Origin of the sequence: Herbihabitans rhizosphaerae, from assembly GCF_004216555.1 — a bacterium.
GTDB classification, from domain to species: domain Bacteria; phylum Actinomycetota; class Actinomycetes; order Mycobacteriales; family Pseudonocardiaceae; genus Herbihabitans; species Herbihabitans rhizosphaerae.
In genome coordinates, this window is record NZ_SGWQ01000012.1 from 25,276 (window position 1) to 40,338 (window position 15,063).

The window sequence follows — 15,063 nt, forward strand, 5'->3', positions numbered from 1 at the left end:
TGAACCGAATCGCGAGGTGTGTGTCCCATGTCCGCTCCGTCCCTCGAGACGTTCAACCGGCTGCGCGCGCTGGTGGCCATCGACGACGTCGACGCGCGGCCGTCAAGGCCGGTGCACGAGGTCTTCAGCGGCAAGGAACTGGCCACCGTCCCGGTCGGCACGGCCGAGGACGTGCGGGCGGCCTTCGCCACCGCCAGGGCGGCGCAGGCGGAGTGGGCGGCGCGGCCGATCAAGGAACGCGCCGCGATCATGGAGCGGTTCCGCGACCTGGTCATCGCCAACCGGCAGTCGCTGATGGACGTGCTGCAGGCCGAGACCGGCAAGGCCCGTTCGGCTGCCCAGGAAGAGATCGTCGACATGATGCTCAACGCGCGGTACTACGCGCGTCAGGCACCGAAACTCCTTGCGCCGCAACGTGTTCACGGTCTGCTGCCCGGGCTGACCAAGACCGTCGTGCACCGTCAGCCCAAGGGTGTGGTCGGCGTGATCGCGCCGTGGAACTATCCCATGGCACTGTCCATTTCGGACTCGATCCCCGCGCTGGTGGCCGGCAACGCGGTCGTGATCAAGCCGGACAGCCAGACGCCGTACTGCACGCTGGCCAACGTCGAGCTGCTCTACCAGGCCGGCGTGCCGCGCGAGGTGCTCGCCGTGGTGCCCGGCCCCGGCTCGGTGGTCGGCAGCGAGATCGCCGAGCTGTGCGACTACCTGATGTTCACCGGCTCCACCGCGACCGGCCGGGTGCTCGCCGGGCAGGCCGGCCGGCGCCTGATCGGCTTCTCCGCCGAGTTGGGCGGCAAGAACCCGATGATCGTGCTGAACGGCGTGAACGTCGACAAGGTGGCCAAGGCGGCGCTGCGCGCGTGCTTCTCCAACGCCGGGCAGCTGTGCATCTCCATCGAGCGGATCTACGTGGAGCGCGCCGTCGCCGACGAGTTCACCCGCGCGTTCGGCGAGCAGGTGCGCGCCATGAAGCTGGGCACCGGCTACGACTTCAGCGCCGACATGGGCTCGCTGATCTCCGCCGACCAGGTCAAGACCGTGACCGAGCACGTGGCGGACGCCACGGCCAAGGGTGCCACCGTGATCGCCGGCGGCAAGGCACGGCCCGACATCGGTCCGCTGTTCTACGAGCCGACCGTGCTCACCGGGGTCACCGACGAGATGGAGTGCGGGCGCGCGGAGACCTTCGGCCCGCTGGTGTCGATCTACCCGGTGGACGACGTGGACGAGGCGGTGGAGAAGGCCAACGATTCCGAGTACGGGCTCAACGCCAGCGTGTGGGCGGCGAGTCCGGCGCAGGGCGAGGCCGTCGCGGTCAAGCTCCGCACCGGCACGGTCAACGTCGACGAGGGCTACAGCCCGGCGTACGGGAGCACGGCGGCGCCGATGGGCGGCATGGGTGCCTCCGGTGTCGGTCGCCGGCACGGTCCCGACGGACTGCTCAAGTACACCGAGTCGCAGACCGTTGCCACGACGCGGCTGGTCAACCTGGATCCGCCGATGGGCGTGCCGCAGACGTTGTGGCAGAAGGCGATGACGCCGATGATCCGCGCGGTGCAGAAGCTCCCCGGCCGCTGACGGCTCAGTACCAGTGGGCTCGGCCGCCCACCTTCGTGCCGGCGCGGCCCAGCACGAACAGCACGGCGCCGATCACGACGAGCGCGATTCCGATCGACCACAGAATGGAAACGTTGGCGACGAGCCCGATCACTAAGAGAATGATTCCGAGAGTGATCACGAAAACCTCCTGATTGGAGCGCCGCGTGGGGACCGGTGCGGCGATCGGGGGTCGGGACGACCGAGTCCGGATGCCCGTTTTCGCCCGGTTCATGCGGGAGGATTTCCTGTCATCGCCCGGGGTCGTCGTGTGAACGGTTGAGGAGCAGGCCACTGGCGCGAGCCATGACCTGGGCGCGGGTGCGGCCGGGGTGATCGGCGGCGAGGAAGTGGCTGCCGATGGCCATGCAGAAGGCGAGCAGGCTGCGCGCCTCGACCTCGTCCGGGTCGGGGCAGAAGGTGCTGATCGCGTCCCGGAGCAGTCGCATGCGACTGTTGTCCACGCGCCGCAGTCGCTCGGCGACCTCCTCGTCGCGGCGAGCCCAGTCGCGGACGGCCAGGTCGATGGGGAACAGGCGGTCGTTGGAGAAGGTGAGCTGTCCGGCCAGCCGGACCTTGTCCAGCGCGTCGCCGCCCTCCTGCTCGATCCGCTCAAAGACGTCGTCGACGCTCTCGCGCTCCCAGGTGTCCAGCATCTCGGTCAGCAGCGCGCCACGGTCGGCGAAGTAGCCGTAGAACCCGCCCTTGGTGACGCCGAGCGCCTTGGCCAGGGCTTCGACGCGCACGGCGTCCACGCCGCCATCGGCCAGTGCTCGCAGACCTGCTTCGACCCACATCTCACGCGGTGTGCGCAGCGCGCCCATCGAGTGACCCACCTCTCGTTGTACGTTGCCGTATAACTGTCCTAGTCTCGGCTTGTACGCAACCGTATAACGCGAGAGGGGCACTGTCATGTCGTTCGGATTCGTCGCCTTCCACTACCCGGCTCCCGAGCACTTCGAGGAGTTCGTCGAGGGCTGTCACGAGGTCATCGCCGCCGGGCGCGCGCAGCCGGGCTTCGAGCGTGCCGATGTCTGGGTCACTCCCGACGGCGAAGCCGTCGTGACGATCGCGTCGTTCGAGTCCGAGGAGGCGTTCCAGGCGGCGGCCGAGGCGATCGGCCCGCAGTCCGAGGAGCAGGAGATCAAGCCCCGCCAGATCCACTTCCTCCAGTCGCGGTGAGGGCGCCGGAGCGGTGGTCGGCCAGAAGGTGGGAGACGGTTTCCTGGGCGCAGGTCCGGTTGGTGCCGATGACCCCGGTCGGGCCTCGTTTGATCCAGCCGGCGGTGTAGACGCCTGGCACCGCTCGTCTGTCGCGGCCGAACACGCGGCCACCGTCGTGGGGGACGGTGCCAGTATCGGGGCGAAACTGACGCTGGCGGGGGGACGGCCGAGGAAACCGATCGCCGGAATCACCAGCGCGGTCTCGATGACGGCCCGCTCGTTTGTCGCCGCCAGGGGCGTGTGGCGAACCTCGACCGCCGACCGCGTGACGGGAGCGGCGACTGGACGTGAGCCCATTGGGCGGGGTCCGGGGGTGGCGCCCGAGAGAACATAGCAACGAGCCGTCGCGCTCCCTCCTTTGAAGTCAACGCGACGGCCCGTTCCTTGCTTGCGTTTGGCGTCTACCTATGTACGGTGCCCGTAGTATTTGCACGTGCCGGATCTGGCGGTACCTGGGCCAGCAGTTCAGACAGCCTATAGTCCAGTCGATCGGTCGTATGATAGGAAAGATAAATTGAGTCAAGCTTAGGTCCGTCGTACCTAGTAACAATCATCGAATGGTCGAGCTTCCCATCCGGCGTTGCCGAGCCATTAGCGTTTTCCCAGTCGACCTGTACGACATCGGCACCGCCCAGGTCTTCAAAGTATTGCAGCAAGTACGTCCGCTTCGAATGCTCGGTTGCGAAAAAGAACCAATCATGTGACACGGGCCAGGTGGGAGGATGGATATCGGCCCACCACCAACCCTTCTTGGGCTCGTTGGTATTGTAGACGAACTCCCATCCGCCGGCTCTCAATGATTGAGAACAAAGTTCATGCAGTCGTTCCCGAAGCTGGCATATTCGGGGTTGCGCCCTAATGCCCGCCTTCGCGCGTAATCGATCATTGCGCCGTAGTCGTATGACCGTGAACTCATTTCCTTCTTATCGAGGTGGTTTCCGCCGGATGTGCCCGCCACGGCTAGAGGAGCTCCCAAGGGCGGCGTAGCCGTGCCTGGTGTGGTCAGCCTCAACGGTGTACTCGGCGACACGTATGTGAACGGTCCGATCGAACCGCGCGGAACATCGGCCCTATCGTCGGCCAGGCGCCATCCTTCCGCTACCTTCGCGAATGTCAGTTTGCGCCTGAGCCTGTACTCGCTCGCACTCGGTGCGTCGGGTGCGGAGAGACGACTGTAGAACAGCTTAGTCGACTCGGTCAGATCGACTTCAGCTGATCCGGGCAGAACCTTGACAGCGTGTGGAGTCACGTCGACCTTGGCGGCGCGGTATCCACCGTCAAGCTCTTCAAGTCGCGCCGTCCGTGAATCAAGCTCGGTGAATTCTAGGCCGAGCCTCCAGCGCATCTCGTTTGTGGTGGCCACTGAAATGTGCGTGGCGTCGGGTCCGCCGACGGTTGCGCGGTCCGCACGTTCCTCGAGGTAGCGTACGGATAGACCAAGAATGTCCCTCTCGTCATTCCTTTCTTCTGGATTAGAAGCGTTTGCGTGTGCTGGCACGACACCCAAGAAGGATGTGGCAAACACAAGTATGCTCCCCGTATAAGAATCGATCTCACGGAAACCTTCTCCCAGTAGGTAATAACCGTCGAGACCTGGACTGACACGTCCGATTCATCGTTGAACCCCCAGTGCGAACCCCCGTATCAGTGTCTACTCTGGTTGCGCGCTGGGTGTCGATCGGCCATAAGAGTGAATGATCCCAACATCCTGTAGACGCAGTGCGTATAGTGGCAACATGGGGTCTGGTTGAGACTGTTGAGCTAAGGTTGCTCTGGGGATATCTGGTCGGTCGATGAGAGGGTCCATCCGTCATGTCGCGACGTTGGTGCGCAATCGCCTTGGCGGCCGTCATCCTGGCGATGGCAGCGTGTGGCACAAGCCCTGCCGTGGAGCCACCTGTCAGTACGCCGTTGCGCACGATGGCCGAAAGCGCTACTGGCTCACGTGATCCACATCTTGAGACAAGACTACGCAGCCAGCTAATCGGGGCGCTGCCGCCTGCCCGCATACAGGATGTCCGTTCCTCCGTTATTTCGCGCAAGGACGGCCAGACCCTGCACGTGGCGGCTCTAGTTGCCGACGAGGATGGGCATCATGGCGTGGTTGCCGTGACCATGGATAAGCCGCCGCTTTCGATCGGCGAGATGTCCTGCCTGCCGCCCCTGTTTAAGAATTGCAGCCAGCGAGACTCGAGGAGTGGGCCGGTAGTAATCACTGATCAGAGCGCACCGGAAATTAAGCCTGGATATCGGTTCTTGCTGGCGGAACTCTACAAGCGAGATGCGCAGAGTTCGACTAACCGCGGCGCAGTGGTCATGTCAGTAAGAGCGATGGATCAACCGAGAAGCGCGGCGAACCAATTCTGGGACGGCGGTTCTCCCGTCGCGGAAGTGCCTCTAACCTTAGATCAGATTATGGCGCTGGTCGAAGCGATGTATCCGTAAGTCGCATGCCCTGAACGACGAGCCGGTCCAGGACGATCAAGCAAGGTGGGGTCGATCGCAATCTCGTATCGAATCCGTGTCGTGGCTCCACGACTATTAGCTCAAGGTAGCGGTCCATGAGATGGTTAACGGCGTCTTGGTGCGGATTTCGTCGCTCGTTGACTTCATTGATAAATCACGCCTCGATGGCCTCGGCGGCATCCCATGCATTAGGCGTGTCGGCCAACACCGTGTCGGTGATGCCGTCTTGCGGCGGCTCCCGGGTCGCGGCTGGCGTGGCCCCGCACACGCAGTGACCCGCTCGGAAAGGTGTCGATGATGCCGCGAGCGCGCCGCTTTGGGCCGGTTCGACGGGTTGCGATGGCGTCACGGTACCCAGTCGGTGTCACGTTTACCCAGGTCGGCTAGCTGGACACGGCCTCTGACCTTGGTGCCCTTGACAGGATTCGAACCTGTGACACCTGCCTCCGGAGGGCAGTGCTCTATCCACTGAGCTACAAGGGCGTTCGCTCGATGCGTAGAGGTTACAGCACCTCTCAGTGTGTCCTGCACCGCATCCGACCATCGTCGGATTGTACTCATGCGCATGTGACTATATGTTGGAGGTGACGGAAGGGGACAGTCGACATGGGGCACGGTCACGGGCACGGGGTTGGCGCGGGACAGAGCGCCAGCGGCAAGCACGTCGGTCGGCTGTGGGCGGCGTTCGGGATCGGCGCGACGTTCATGGTGCTGGAGCTCGTCGTCGGGTTCACCACATCGTCGCTCGCCCTGATCTCTGACGGCGCGCACATGGTGACCGACGTGGTCGGCGTGGGCCTCGCGCTCACCGCGATCCTCATGGCCCGCCGCGCGAACAAGGCGCCGGGGCGCACCTACGGGCTCTACCGCGCCGAGGTCCTCGCCGCGCTGGCCAATGCCGTGCTCCTGTTCGGCGCGGCGGGTTACGTCGTGATCGAAGCTGTCGGGCGCTTCGCCGACCCGCCGGCGGTGCCGGGCGCGCCGGTGCTGCTCGTCGCGACCGCCGGCCTGCTCGCCAACCTCGTGTCCTTCGCGCTGCTGCGGGGCGGCGCCGAGGAGAGCATCAACGTCCGCGGCGCCTACCTCGAGGTGCTCGCCGACCTGATCGGCTCGGTCGGCGTACTCGTGAGCGGCGCGGTGATCCTGCTGACCGGCTGGCGGTACGCGGACCCGATCATGGGTGTGGCGATCGGCCTGTTCGTGCTCCCGCGCACCTGGAAGCTGGCTCGCCGCGCACTCCACATTCTCTTCCAGCACGCGCCGGAGCGGCTCGACATCGACGAGATGCGCACCGCGCTCGGGCGGCTCTCCGAGGTCGACGAGGTGCACGACCTGCACGTGTGGACCCTGACCTCGGGCATGGAGGTGGCCTCCGCACACCTCACGATCACCGAGAAGGCGAACCCGACCACGGTACTGTCCGACGCGCAGAGCCTGCTGGCGCGCGAGTACAACATCGAGCACGCCACCCTGCAGATCGAGACGCGCGGGTCGGCCGAGCGCTGCCGCGAGATGTCCTGGTGATCAGGGCCGCGTGATCACGGCAGCGGCGCGGCTCCACGCTGGGCGAGCAGGGTGGTCATGAACTCGACCTCCTTCTTCTGCCCGTCCACCATCTTCTGCGCGAGGTTGCGCACGTACGGCTCGGTCGCCCGTTGTGCCGCGAACTGCGCCATGCCGAGCCCGCCCTGATGGTGGCGCAACATCAGCTGCAGGAAGAACACGTCGAGTTCCGGGCCGCGCAGCGCGCGCAGCTTGTTCAGCTCCTCGGTGGAGGCCATGCCCGGCATGCGGGCCATCCCGCCGTCGGGCATCGGCTGACCACCGTGCGCGTGCCCGCCGGCGCCGGACATCCACGTCATGTACTGCCGCCCGTGCACCGCCTCGGGCTGGCCCCACACGGTCAGCCAGCCGGCCATCTCGCCGACCTGCCCGAGCTGGGTGGACTGGATGTCGAACGCCAGTCGCCGCACGGACTCGTCGGTGGACGTCTCCCGCGCGATGTTCGCCATCGTGACCGCCTGCAGGTGGTGCACCTGCATGTCCTGCGAGAACCCGACGTCCACCGAGCCCTCGGTAGGCTTGGTCGGCTCGTCGACGGTCGCGAACGTGATCAGCATGCCGATCGCGGCGCCGACCAGGAGCACGGCCAGCGCGGCGGCCGACAGCACCAACGCACGCGGGGCCTGCCTGCTGGGCCGCTCCTCGTCGGCGAGCTGGTCGTCCTGGACCTCGGTGTCCTCAGAAGCCACGCCGTGCGTCACCTATTCGCCGGGGGCTGACCCGCTGGCGGTTGACCGGCCGGGGGCTGGCCCGCCGGAGGCTGGCCGGCGGGCGGCTGCTGACCACCCGGCGGAACCTGCGGCGTGCCCATGCCGGTGTTCTGGCCCGGGTTGTCGAAGGCGCCCTTGCCGTCCATGCTCACCGAGCCGGGCGGCGGAGGCGCCGGGTCGAACGGCGGCGGCGCGGCGGGGTCGAAGTACGGCGGGCCGGGGGAGTCACAGCTGCCGCGCGGCTCGGGGTTCTGGTACTGGTTCTGCCGCAGCGACTTGATGAACTGGTCGACCCGCTCGTCGTCGGGGTTGTCCAGCTTCAACTGGTGGCCCCAGGACGACAGCGCGATCGGCTTGTCCAGCCCCGGGTAGGGCGACATGATCATGTACGGCTGGCCCTCGACCTTGCTCTTGAGCTTGTCGACCGCCGCGTCCTTGATCTGGTCCGGGTTGTAGGCGATCCACACCGAGCCGTGCTCGAGCGAGTGCACCATGTTCTCGTTGCGGACCGCCGTCTTGTACACCACGCCGGTGCAGTCGGCCCAGGCCTCGTCGTGCGGGCCGCCGAACGGAGGCGACTGGTCGTAGATGACTCGCTGGGTGCCCTTGACGTGCTTGCCGGCCTCGTATTTCGTCCGCACGACGCCCTCGATGTTCTCCGACGGGTCCTTGTTGTCCTCGGAGACCTTGAACTGCTGGCTGTCGGAGATCTGCACGTAGGCATATCCGAACACGCCGCCGGCGAGCAGCACCACCGCGATGACCGCGAAGATCGTGCCCCAGGGCTTCGGCTTGTTCGCGACGACGGAGGCTCGTGCCGCACGCACGCTCTTGTTCTTCGTACCGCTGGCCATCCTCAGCCCTGCCCCGTCTCGTCACGGATGATGTGCGTCGGCCAGTCTAAGGAACTCGTGTCTGGTCCCGGTCAACGGCCACCGAATCGTGGGCGAGGAACGGGTTCGCAGCGCCTGACGGCCCGCACATAGACTCCTCAGGGTGACTCCCGCAGTGCTCGCCGACCTCGTCCGCTCGACCGCGGAGACAGTGCTCACCGAGCACGGTCTCGACACCGCCGTGCTCCCCGCGACGGTGACCGTCGAGCGACCCCGAAACCCCGAGCACGGCGACTACGCGACCAACGTCGCGCTCCAGGTGGCGAAGAAGGCCGGCGTCCCGCCGCGCGACCTCGCCGGCTGGCTGGCCGAGGCGCTGGCCGCCGACGTGACGATCACCAGCGCCGAGATCGCCGGCCCCGGCTTCATCAACCTGCGCATCGCCGCGGACGCCCAGGGCGAGATCGTGCGCCAGGTGCTGGACAAGGGCGCCGGCTACGGCAAGGGCGACGCGCTCACCGGCACGAGGATGAACCTGGAGTTCGTGTCGGCCAACCCGACCGGGCCGCTGCACCTCGGCCATTCGCGCTGGGCGGCCTGCGGCGACGCGCTGGGCAGGGTGCTGACCGCGGCCGGCGCCGAGGTCACCCGCGAGTACTACATCAACGACGCCGGCGTGCAGATCGACAAGTTCGCCGCGTCGCTGATCGCCGCCGCGAAGGGCGAACCGGCGCCGGAGGACGGCTACGCCGGCGCCTACGTCGGCGACATCGCCGCGGAGATCCTGCGCCGCGAGCCGAGCGCGCTGTCGCTGCCGGACGACGAGCGCACCCAGACCTTCCGTGACCTGGGCGTCGCGCTGATGCTGGAGGAGATCAAGCGCAGCCTGAGCGAGTTCGGCACCGAGTTCGACGTGTGGTCCTCGGAGAAGTCGATGTACGCGTCGGGCCGGGTCGAGGCGTCGGTCGAGGAGTTGAAGCAACACGGCCACCTGTACGAGGCCGACGGCGCGTGGTGGCTCAAGTCCAGCGACCTCGGCGACGACAAGGACCGTGTGGTCATCAAGAGCGACGGCGTGCCGGCCTACATCGCCGCCGACATCGCCTACCTGCTGGACAAGCTGGAGCGCGGGTTCGACCCGTGTATCTACATGCTCGGCTCGGACCACCACGGCTACATCGGGCGGCTCAAGGCCATCGCGTCGGCCTTCGATCACGACCCCGCCGTCGTCGAGGTGCTCATCGGGCAGTTGGTGAACCTGTTGCGCGGCGGCGTTCCGGTGAAGATGAGCAAGCGCGCCGGCACGATGATCACGCTGGAGGACCTGGTCGAGGCGGTCGGGGTGGACGCGGCGCGCTACGCGCTGGTCCGCTCGTCGCACACGTCCACTCTGGACATCGACATCGAGCTGTGGACCAAGCGTACCAACGACAATCCGGTGTTCTACGTGCAGTACGCGCACGCGCGGCTGTCCTCCTTGCTGCGCAACGCTTCCGAACTCGGGCTCACCGTGCCCGACGCGGCCACGACGGCGGCGGCCGACCTCGGCCTGCTCACCCATGAGCGCGAGGGCGACCTGATCCGCACCATCGGCGAGCTGGGACGGGTGATCTCCACCGCCGCCGAACTGCGCGAACCACACCGGGTCGCGCGCTATCTCGAAGACCTCGCCAGCGCGTACCACAAGTTCTACGACAGCTGCCGAGTTCTGCCCCAGGGCGACGAGCAGGCGACCGGGCTGACCACCGCGAGGCTGGCGCTGTGCGCGGCCGCGCGGCAGGTGCTGGCCAACGGGCTCGCGCTGCTCGGCGTCTCCGCACCCGAGCGGATGTGACCCGGATGAGAGCACACCCAGCAGGACCCCGCCACGCCGATGTGGTCCAGCACAACGACACCGCGGGCCAACGACCGTCCACTGTGGACGACCTGGACCTGCTGCACCCCGAGGTGTGGCCGCGAAATGCTTCCAGGGCAACGGATGGCGCGCTCGAACTGTCCGGAGTGGACGTTCGCGACCTCGCCGAGGAGTACGGCACGCCGCTGTTCGTGGTGGACGAGGCGGACTTCCGCGCTCGCTGCGCCGAACACGTCGCCGCGTTCGGCGAGCCGTCGCTGGTGCACTACGCGTCCAAGGCGTTCCTGTCCGTGGAGATCGCCAAGTGGGTCGCCCAGGAAGGGCTGAGCCTGGACGTGTGCAGCGGCGGCGAGCTCGCCGTGGCGCTGCACGCGGACTTCTCGCCGGAGCGGATCACGTTGCACGGCAACAACAAGTCCGTCGAGGAGCTGGTCGCCGCGCTGGACGCCGGCGTCGGCACGATCGTGCTTGACTCGTTCCACGAGATCGCCCGGCTGGACCATTTGGCGGTCGAGCGCGGGATCACCCAGGACGTGCTGGTGCGGGTGACCGTGGGCGTGGAGGCGCACACCCACGAGTTCATCGCGACCGCGCACGAGGACCAGAAGTTCGGGTTCTCGCTGACCTCCGGCGACGCGGCCGAGGCGGCGCGGCGGGTGTTCAAGTCCGGCGGGCTGCGGCTGGTCGGCCTGCACAGCCACATCGGCTCGCAGATCTTCGACGCGGCCGGCTTCGAGGTGGCCGCGCACCGGGTGATCCGGCTGCTCGCGGAGCTGCGCGCCGAGCACGGTGTGGAGAAGATCGCCGCGATGGCCACCATCGACCTCGGTGGCGGCCTCGGCATCGCGTACACACCGGCCGACGATCCGCCGCCGCCCGCCTGGCTCGCCGAGCAGCTGCGCTCGATCGTGGCGCGCGAGTGCGCGGTGTACGGGCTGGACGTGCCGAAGGTCGCGGTCGAGCCGGGCCGCGCCATCGCCGGACCGGGCACGGTGACCCTCTACGAGGTGGGCACCATCAAGGACGTTTCGTTGGGGCACAACACATTCCGGCGCTACGTGAGCGTGGACGGCGGGATGAGCGACAACATCCGCACGGCGCTCTACGACGCGGTCTACGACTGCCGGCTGGTCTCGCGCGGCGCCGAGCCGGGCGAGGAGGGCGACGGCGACGCGGTGCTGTGCCGCGTGGTCGGCAAGCACTGCGAGTCCGGCGACGTGGTGGTGCGCGACTGCTGGCTGCCCGGCGACCTCGCGCCCGGCGACCTGATCGCCGTCGCGGCCACCGGCGCGTACTGCTACTCGATGGCCAGCCGGTACAACGGACTGTTCCGCCCGGCCGTGGTCGCCGTGCGCGACGGGCAGTCGCGACTGTTGCTGCGCAGGGAAACCCTCGACGATCTGCTTCGGCTGGAGATGCCGTGAACCCGATCAAGGTAGCGCTGCTCGGCTGCGGCACGGTCGGCTCGGAGATCGCGCGGCTGCTCGATCACCACGGCGAGGACCTGGCCGCGCGGATCGGTGCGCCGGTCGAGTTGACCGGGATCGCGGTGCGCAGGCCGGACCGGCACCGCGAGGTGCGCGCCGACCTGCTCACCGCCGACGCCGCCGGGCTCGTCGCGTCCGATGTGGACATCGTGGTCGAGGTGATCGGCGGTATCGAGCCGGCCCGCACGCTGTTGCTGGATTCCTTGCGCGCCAACAAGTCCGTGGTCACCGCGAACAAGGCGCTGCTCGCCGAGCACGGTGCGGACCTGTACGCCGCGGCCGACGCCTCGGGTGCGGACCTGTACTTCGAGGCGGCCGTCGCGGGCGCGATCCCGCTGGTGCGGCCGCTGCGCGAATCGCTGGCCGGTGACCGGATCACCCGCGTGATGGGCATCGTCAACGGCACCACGAACTACATCCTGTCCGAAATGGACTCGACCGGCGCCGGCTACGCCGAGACGCTGGAGGAGGCCTCCCGGCTCGGCTACGCGGAGGCCGACCCGACCGCCGACGTGGACGGCTACGACGCGGCGTCCAAGGCCGCGATCCTCGCCTCCATCGCCTTCCACACCAGGGTCACCGCCTCGGACGTACACCGCGAGGGCATCAGCTCGGTCACCCCGTCCGACATCGCCGCCGCCCGCGCGCTCGGCTGCACGATCAAGCTGCTGGCGATCTGCGAGCGGGTCGGCGAGCCCGGCGAGGAGCACGTGTCGGTGCGGGTGCACCCGGCGATGCTGTCCAAGTCGCACCCGTTGGCCAGCGTCGGCGGCGCGTTCAACGCGGTGTTCGTGCAGGCGGACGCGGCCGGACAGCTCATGTTCTACGGCCAGGGCGCCGGGGGAGCGCCGACCGCGAGCGCCGTGCTCGGCGATCTCGTCGCGGTGGCGCGCAATCGCGTCGCCGGTGGGCGCGGGCCGCGCGAGTCGGCATACGCGGCGCTGCCCGTGCGGCCGATCGGGAAGGTGTCCACGCGGTACCACATCAGCCTGGACGTGGCCGATCGCGCCGGCGTGCTCGCCTCGGTCGCCGAGGTGTTCGCCAAGCACGACGTGAGCATCGCCGCCGTGCGCCAGGAGGGGCGGGTGGGCGACGCGAGCCTGGTGATCGTCACGCACGCGGCGCCCGACCACGCGCTCCAGTCCACTGTGGACGATGTGCGGCAGCTCGCGGTGGTGCACGACGTGGTGAGTGTGATGCGGGTGGAGGGCGAACAGTCATGACCCCCGACGTGGCCACAGCACAGTCCGTCCGGCACGGCTGGCCGGGCGTGATCGCCGCCTACCCGGACCGGATTCCGTTGCCGGACAACGCGAAACCCGTCACCCTGCACGAGGGTGGCACCCCGCTGGTGCCCGCGCCGCACCTGTCCGAGCTGACCGGCTGCGAGGTGCACCTCAAGGTCGAGGGCGCCAACCCGACCGGCTCGTTCAAGGACCGCGGCATGACCGTGGCGATGACCTACGCGCTCGCGCAGGGCGCCCGAGGCGTGATCTGCGCGTCCACCGGCAACACCTCCGCGTCGGCCGCCGCGTACGCCGCGCGCGCCGGGCTGGAGTGCGCCGTGCTGGTGCCGCGCGGCAAGATCGCGCTGGGCAAGCTGTCCCAGGCGGTCATGCACGGCGCCCACATCCTGCAGATCGACGGCAACTTCGACGACTGCCTGGAGCTGGCCGCCAAGACCGCCGCCGAGTACCCGATCGAGCTGGTCAACTCGGTCAACCCGGTGCGGCTGATCGGCCAGCGCAGCGCCGCGTGGGAGATCTGCGACGAACTCGGCCGCGCGCCGGACGTGCACTGTCTCCCGGTCGGCAACGCGGGCAACATCACCGCCTACTGGCAGGGCTACTCGGCCTACTTCGGCGACGGCGTGATCGACACGGCGCCGCGCATGTTCGGCTTCCAGGCCGCCGGCGCCGCACCGCTGGTGCTCGGCGAGCCGGTCGCCGAGCCGGAGACGATCGCCACCGCGATCCGGGTCGGCAGCCCGGCGTCCTGGACCGGTGCGGTGACCGCCCGCGACGAGTCGAAGGGCCTGTTCGAGGCGATCACCGACGAGAAGATCCTGGAGGCGTACCGGCTTCTGGCCGCGCGTGAGGGCGTGTTCGTCGAGCCGGCGTCGGCCACCAGCGTCGCCGGCCTGCTCGCCACCTCGGCGGACGGCCGGCTGCCGCGCGGCTCCACCGTGGTGTGCACGCTGACCGGGCACGGGTTGAAGGACCCGGACACGGCACTGCGCGATGTCGCCGAGGTGGAGCCGGTGCCGGTGCTCGCCTCCGCCGTCGCGGCCGCGCTGGAGCTGGCGTGAGGGTTGGCGATGCAGTGCGGGTGACCGTGCCCGCATCCACCGCGAATCTCGGCTCCGGCTTCGACGCGCTCGGCATGGCGCTCGCGCTGCACGACGTGGTCGAGGCCAGGGTGACCGACGGCGGCCTGTCCATCGAGGTCACCGGCGAGGCTCCGGACTCGGGCCGGCACGGCGAGCGGCACCTGGTGGTCAAGGCGTTCCGGGCCGCCTCGCGGCACCTCGGAGCGACCCCGCCCGGGCTCGCGTTGCGCTGCGTGAACGCGATCCCGCACTCCCGCGGTCTCGGTTCCTCGGCGTCCGCCCTGGTCGCCGGTGTGGCCGCGGCGTACGGGCTCGCGGGCGTTCCGCTCGACGAGCACGCACTGCGAATCGCCGCCGGTTTCGAGGGGCACGCGGACAACGCGGCGGCCAGCCTGTCCGGCGGGCTCGCCCTGGCCTGGGCCGAGGGTGAGGAGTTTCACGCCCTGCGGCTGGACCCGCATCCCGATCTTCGGCCCGTGGTGCTGATCCCGCACGAACGGTCGGCAACCGCCGTGACCAGGGGACTGCTGCCGGACACCGTGCCGCACACCGACGCCGCGTTCGCCGCGGGCCGGTGCGCGCTGGCCGTGCAGGCCGTCACCGCCCGGCCCGACCTGCTGCTGGCCGCCACCGACGACCGGTTGCACCAGCCGTACCGAGAGAGCGCCTGGCCCGCGACCATGGCACTCGTTCGAGCGCTTCGAGCACGGGGAGTAGCGGCCGCCGTGTCCGGCGCGGGCCCCACGGTGATCGCCTTCCCGCGTGCCGGCGAGCTGCCGTCGGGGCTGGACACGGCCGGCTTCGAGGCACGTGAGCTGGCCGTTGACCGCGACGGCGTGCGCGTCGAGCAGGCGTAGTCCGCGACACGGTTCGCGGGGGTGGTTCTTGCACCATGCGGTACGGCCGTCTAGGCTCTGTGGCGTTAGGTCACCGCGCGCACGGCGCCCGGTGCCGTTCCCGGGGAATCTTTCCGGGTCGCATCTTCCGCTGGAGAGTC

At 68.4% G+C, this 15,063-nt stretch carries 15 protein-coding genes and 1 tRNA gene; 9 read left to right on the plus strand and 7 right to left on the minus strand.

Features of this window, described 5'->3' with window-relative positions; genetic code table 11:
• Positions 1-27: 27 nt before the first annotated feature.
• On the plus strand, positions 28-1,581 hold the full coding sequence (locus EV193_RS27505) for a succinic semialdehyde dehydrogenase (RefSeq protein ID WP_130347846.1): 1,554 nt from the start codon (positions 28-30) through the stop codon (positions 1,579-1,581).
• A gap of 4 nt (positions 1,582-1,585) precedes the next feature.
• Here the strand turns inward: EV193_RS27505 and EV193_RS34265 are convergent, their stop codons facing one another.
• Both EV193_RS34265 and EV193_RS27510 read right to left on the minus strand, forming a co-directional pair.
• Entirely contained in the window at positions 1,586-1,714 is a 129-nt protein-coding gene (locus EV193_RS34265; RefSeq protein WP_423202229.1) for a DUF6131 family protein, read from the minus strand.
• A 136-nt stretch (positions 1,715-1,850) separates the two neighbouring features.
• Entirely contained in the window at positions 1,851-2,423 is a 573-nt protein-coding gene (locus EV193_RS27510) for a TetR/AcrR family transcriptional regulator (protein WP_207222835.1), read from the minus strand.
• Positions 2,424-2,511: 88 nt separating this feature from the next.
• Between EV193_RS27510 and EV193_RS27515 the strand changes: the two genes are divergently transcribed.
• Positions 2,512-2,781 carry an antibiotic biosynthesis monooxygenase gene (locus EV193_RS27515; protein WP_130347848.1) on the plus strand — a complete coding sequence of 90 codons (270 nt, stop codon included), beginning with the start codon at positions 2,512-2,514 and terminating at the stop codon, positions 2,779-2,781.
• A 443-nt stretch (positions 2,782-3,224) separates the two neighbouring features.
• Here EV193_RS27515 and EV193_RS34820 read toward each other — a convergent pair whose 3' ends face one another.
• Together EV193_RS34820 and EV193_RS27530 are read right to left on the minus strand one after the other, a co-directional pair.
• A complete protein-coding gene (locus EV193_RS34820; RefSeq protein WP_165401528.1) occupies positions 3,225-3,620 on the minus strand; it encodes an amidase domain-containing protein in 396 nt (131 codons plus the stop codon).
• The gene (locus EV193_RS27530; RefSeq protein WP_130347849.1) at positions 3,617-4,348 is read right to left on the minus strand and encodes a hypothetical protein; all 732 of its coding nucleotides are present in this window, start codon (positions 4,346-4,348) and stop codon (positions 3,617-3,619) included. The genes EV193_RS34820 and EV193_RS27530 overlap by 4 nt, the downstream gene beginning before the upstream one ends.
• Positions 4,349-4,734: 386 nt before the next feature.
• Here EV193_RS27530 and EV193_RS27535 point away from each other — a divergent pair, with 386 nt between their 5' ends.
• Positions 4,735-5,268, plus strand: coding sequence for a hypothetical protein (locus tag EV193_RS27535; protein WP_130347850.1), 534 nt, complete (start codon positions 4,735-4,737; stop codon positions 5,266-5,268).
• 428 nt (positions 5,269-5,696) lie between these two features.
• On the opposite strand, the gene EV193_RS27540 is transcribed toward EV193_RS27535, so the two are convergent.
• A tRNA-Arg gene (locus EV193_RS27540) sits at positions 5,697-5,772 on the minus strand.
• Positions 5,773-5,895: 123 nt separating this feature from the next.
• Between EV193_RS27540 and EV193_RS27545 the strand changes: the two genes are divergently transcribed.
• Complete coding sequence (locus EV193_RS27545; protein ID WP_130347851.1) at positions 5,896-6,813, plus strand: cation diffusion facilitator family transporter; 918 nt, start codon at positions 5,896-5,898, stop codon at positions 6,811-6,813.
• 14 nt (positions 6,814-6,827) lie between these two features.
• On the opposite strand, the gene EV193_RS27550 is transcribed toward EV193_RS27545, so the two are convergent.
• Together EV193_RS27550 and EV193_RS27555 are read right to left on the minus strand one after the other, a co-directional pair.
• The gene (locus EV193_RS27550; protein ID WP_242613712.1) at positions 6,828-7,541 is read right to left on the minus strand and encodes a DUF305 domain-containing protein; all 714 of its coding nucleotides are present in this window, start codon (positions 7,539-7,541) and stop codon (positions 6,828-6,830) included.
• Between the two features lie 8 nt (positions 7,542-7,549).
• Complete coding sequence (locus EV193_RS27555) at positions 7,550-8,416, minus strand: DUF3105 domain-containing protein (protein WP_130347852.1); 867 nt, start codon at positions 8,414-8,416, stop codon at positions 7,550-7,552.
• A gap of 142 nt (positions 8,417-8,558) precedes the next feature.
• Between EV193_RS27555 and argS the strand changes: the two genes are divergently transcribed.
• The 5 genes from argS to thrB are packed head-to-tail and all read left to right on the plus strand — an operon-like array spanning position 8,559 to position 14,923.
• Positions 8,559-10,229 carry an arginine--tRNA ligase gene (argS, locus tag EV193_RS27560; RefSeq protein ID WP_130347853.1) on the plus strand — a complete coding sequence of 557 codons (1,671 nt, stop codon included), beginning with the start codon at positions 8,559-8,561 and terminating at the stop codon, positions 10,227-10,229.
• 5 nt (positions 10,230-10,234) lie between these two features.
• On the plus strand, positions 10,235-11,674 hold the full coding sequence (lysA, locus tag EV193_RS27565; protein WP_130347854.1) for a diaminopimelate decarboxylase: 1,440 nt from the start codon (positions 10,235-10,237) through the stop codon (positions 11,672-11,674).
• The gene (locus EV193_RS27570; protein ID WP_130347855.1) at positions 11,671-12,960 is read left to right on the plus strand and encodes a homoserine dehydrogenase; all 1,290 of its coding nucleotides are present in this window, start codon (positions 11,671-11,673) and stop codon (positions 12,958-12,960) included. The genes lysA and EV193_RS27570 overlap by 4 nt, the downstream gene beginning before the upstream one ends.
• Positions 12,957-14,045: a threonine synthase gene (thrC, locus tag EV193_RS27575; RefSeq protein WP_130347856.1), complete on the plus strand. Its 1,089-nt coding sequence runs from the start codon at positions 12,957-12,959 to the stop codon at positions 14,043-14,045. The genes EV193_RS27570 and thrC overlap by 4 nt, the downstream gene beginning before the upstream one ends.
• Before the next feature lie 14 nt (positions 14,046-14,059).
• Positions 14,060-14,923 carry a homoserine kinase gene (thrB, locus tag EV193_RS27580; protein ID WP_423202237.1) on the plus strand — a complete coding sequence of 288 codons (864 nt, stop codon included), beginning with the start codon at positions 14,060-14,062 and terminating at the stop codon, positions 14,921-14,923.
• The last annotated feature ends 140 nt before the right edge of the window (positions 14,924-15,063 follow it).